3 protein-coding genes are annotated in these 2,929 nt (G+C 74.8%); 2 read left to right on the forward strand and 1 reads right to left on the reverse strand.

Annotated elements, in window-relative coordinates; all coding sequences use genetic code 11:
* The coding region (locus tag ROTAS13_RS22155) for an NAD(P)H-hydrate epimerase (protein WP_075823454.1) at positions 1-1,137 on the reverse strand (1,137 nt) is incomplete at its 3' end.
* A gap of 238 nt (positions 1,138-1,375) precedes the next feature.
* Between ROTAS13_RS22155 and ROTAS13_RS22160 the strand changes: the two genes are divergently transcribed.
* Together ROTAS13_RS22160 and ROTAS13_RS22165 are read left to right on the forward strand one after the other, a co-directional pair.
* Positions 1,376-2,293 (forward strand): dienelactone hydrolase family protein, encoded by a 918-nt coding sequence (locus tag ROTAS13_RS22160; protein WP_216348716.1) that lies wholly within the window; start codon positions 1,376-1,378, stop codon positions 2,291-2,293.
* 145 nt (positions 2,294-2,438) lie between these two features.
* Positions 2,439-2,929: ParA family protein (locus tag ROTAS13_RS22165; protein WP_075823455.1), on the forward strand; the 491-nt coding region annotated here is incomplete at its 3' end.

The following is a 2,929-nucleotide window of genomic DNA, read 5'->3' on the forward strand; positions in this document are numbered from 1 at the left end:
CGCCTTACGGTGGAGCTGTGCGTAGATGTGATCAAGAGACAGCGCGAACTCCCCGGCATGGGGCGTGACGATGGTGGCGCCGCGCAGCCGCTCCGGATTCCCGGCGCAGAGGGTCAGCGCCCCGGCATCCGCCACCACCGGCTGCCCCGCCGCGAGCACCTTGTCCAGCAACGCGCCCGCCCGCTCGTCCGGCGGCAGGCCTGGCCCCAGGACCCAGACCCGCCCCTTGCCGCCAATCAGCGCATCCGGCGGCGGGTCGGCGATGATGTCGCCGGGCATGGCGACGCCGCGCAGGATGAAGGCGGCCCCCGGCGAGGTCGCGGCAACCGTCAGCATCCCCGCCCCCGCCCGGCGCGCCGCCGCCGCCGCCAGCCGCGCCGCCCCGGGCATGGTCGCCCCGGCGGCCACCACCACATGGCCACGCTCGTGCTTGTGCATCGCCGCCGACGGGTGCGGCAGGCGCCACAGCCAGGGCCCGTTGCGGAAGGCACGCGGCCCCACCTCGGCGATGACGGAATCCGGCAGGCCGATCTCCGCCAGCTCCACCTCGCCGCAGAACTCGCGCCCGGGCAGCAGCAGATGGCCCGGCTTCAGCCGCGCGAAGGTCACGGTCGCCACGGCTCGGGCCGCCTGGCCCCGCACCTGTCCCGTGCCGCCATCCACCCCGCTCGGCACATCCACGGCGAGGACCGGCGCCGCTATGGCACGCAGCACATCCGCGACCGTCCTTTCCACCGGCCGCGACAGGCCGGCGCCGAAGACCGCATCCACCACCACCTCTGCCCGCGACACCGCCACCGGGTCCCAGCCCAGCCTCGGTCCCCGCCAGCGCGCCGCGGCCTCCGCCGCCGCCCCGCCCGGACGCGGCTCCGCCAGGGCCGCCACCGCGACGGGCCAGCCCTCCTGCGCCAGCAGCCGCGCCGCCACCCAGCCGTCGCCCCCGTTGTCGCCGGGGCCGCACAGCACCACGACCCGCCGGGGTCGCCAGCGCCGGCGCACCGCCCGCGCCACCGCCCGCCCGGCGGCCGCCATCAACGCCGCCGTCGGGTGCCCGGCGACGGCGGCCAGCGCATCGGCGCGGGCCATCTCGGCGGGGGTCAGCAGTTCCGGTGGGATGGGGTGCGTCTTGCGGATCAAGCCAGGTTCCTCGCGAAGGCCGGCCGCCCCTCAGGAGGGATCAGGGGGACCAGGGGGGGGGGACAGCGGACGGGCGGCCGGTCGAACGGTGCGGCGGACGATAGGAAGCCCGTGAGCACCGGGGACGGGAGCTTCCCGCGCCCCCACCCCCATGTCACCCTGCCAACGCCGCGCCCCGCCCCCGGATGCGCCGGGGTCCCCACCCTTTCCGGCGCCAGCCGGACGGAAGGATATGACGATGACGGATTTGCACGGCCTCGACGGCCTGATCCAACCTGCCAGCCCACGGTCCACCGCCAACCAGGGGGGTGCCCCGGACGGCCGCGGCCTGCACCGGCGCACCATCGTCATGACCTCGCTGATGACCGGCCTGACCCTGGCCACCGCCCATGGCGCGGCGGCCCAGGTGATCCAGACGGACAATGTCGGCCTCTGGGCCAGCGAGGTGCAGATCCCCACCGGCGGCGCCCAGATCCCCGCCTATGCCGCCCGTCCGGCCGGCGAAGGCCCCTTCCCCACCGTGCTGGTGATCGAGGAGATCTTCGGGGTCCACGACTACATCAAGGACATCTGTCGCCGCCTCGCCAAGGCCGGCTACCTCGCCGTGGCGCCGGAACTCTATGCCCGCCTCGCCGATCTCTCGAAGATGACCGACGTGCAGCAGATCGTGCGCGACGTGATCAGCAAGGCGCCCGACGACACCATGCTGTCGGACCTCGATGCCACCGTGGCCTGGGCCAGGGCCGAGGGGCGCGGCGACACCACACGGCTCGGCGTCACCGGCTTCTGCCGCGGCGGCCGCAACACATGGCTCTACGCCGCCCGGAACCCCGCCCTGAAGGCCGCCGTGGCCTGGTACGGGCCGGTCGGCGGCGGCACCAGCGACATCCAGCCGCGCACCCCCACCGATGTGGCCGCCGAGCTGAAATGCCCGTTGCTCGGCCTCTATGGGGGCGCCGACCAGGGCATCCCGGTGGCCCAGGTGCAGGCGGCGGCGGAAAAGGCCCGCGCCGCCGGCCGGCAGGTGGAGATCGTGGTCCTTCCGGACGCGCCGCACGGCTTCCACGCCGACTACCGCCCCAGCTACCGCCGCGAGGCCGCCGAGGATGGCTGGCGCCGCATGCTCGCCTGGTTCCGCGACCACGGCGTCGCCTGACACCGGCCCGGTGGGCGCCGCCCCTCGCGGGGTCGTTCGCCAAACCGGATGAAAAGCCCCAGTCTGTCACCGGGGACGGATTCGCGCCGGCCCCCGCAGCCCCTGGCTCCGGGGGCACCCGGCAGCCCCAGGAAAGAGGACGGCAATGGCATTCGTGGTGGCGGTGGCGAGCCAGAAGGGCGGCGCGGGCAAGTCCACGGTGGCGGCTAACCTGGCGACCGCCCTGCTGGCCGAGGGCATTCCCGTCGCCCTGCTCGACACCGACCCGCAGGGCACGCTCAGCCGTTGGCACCAGGAACGGCCGGAGGATGCCCCGGCGCTGGATTTCGACGCCCCGGCGGGCTGGCGCGTGTCGCAGATGGTGGAGAAGCGCCGCAAGGCTCCCGGCTTCCTGATCCTCGACACGCCGCCCCATGCCGATGCCGATGCCCGCCGCGCCATCCGCGCGGCCGATCTCGTGCTCATCCCCCTGCAGCCCTCGATGCCCGATGTCTGGGCCATCGACGCCACCCTCTCGGTCGCCGCCGACGAGAAGCGCCCCGTCGCCCTGCTGCTGAACCGCGTCCCCTCCCAGGGGCGGCTGCGCGACGAGGTGCGGGCCCATCTGCGCAAGCGCGACCTGCCGGTCCTGTCCGC

Origin of the sequence: Roseomonas sp. TAS13, from assembly GCF_001950415.1 — a bacterium.
Classification (GTDB): domain Bacteria; phylum Pseudomonadota; class Alphaproteobacteria; order Acetobacterales; family Acetobacteraceae; genus Roseomonas; species Roseomonas mucosa.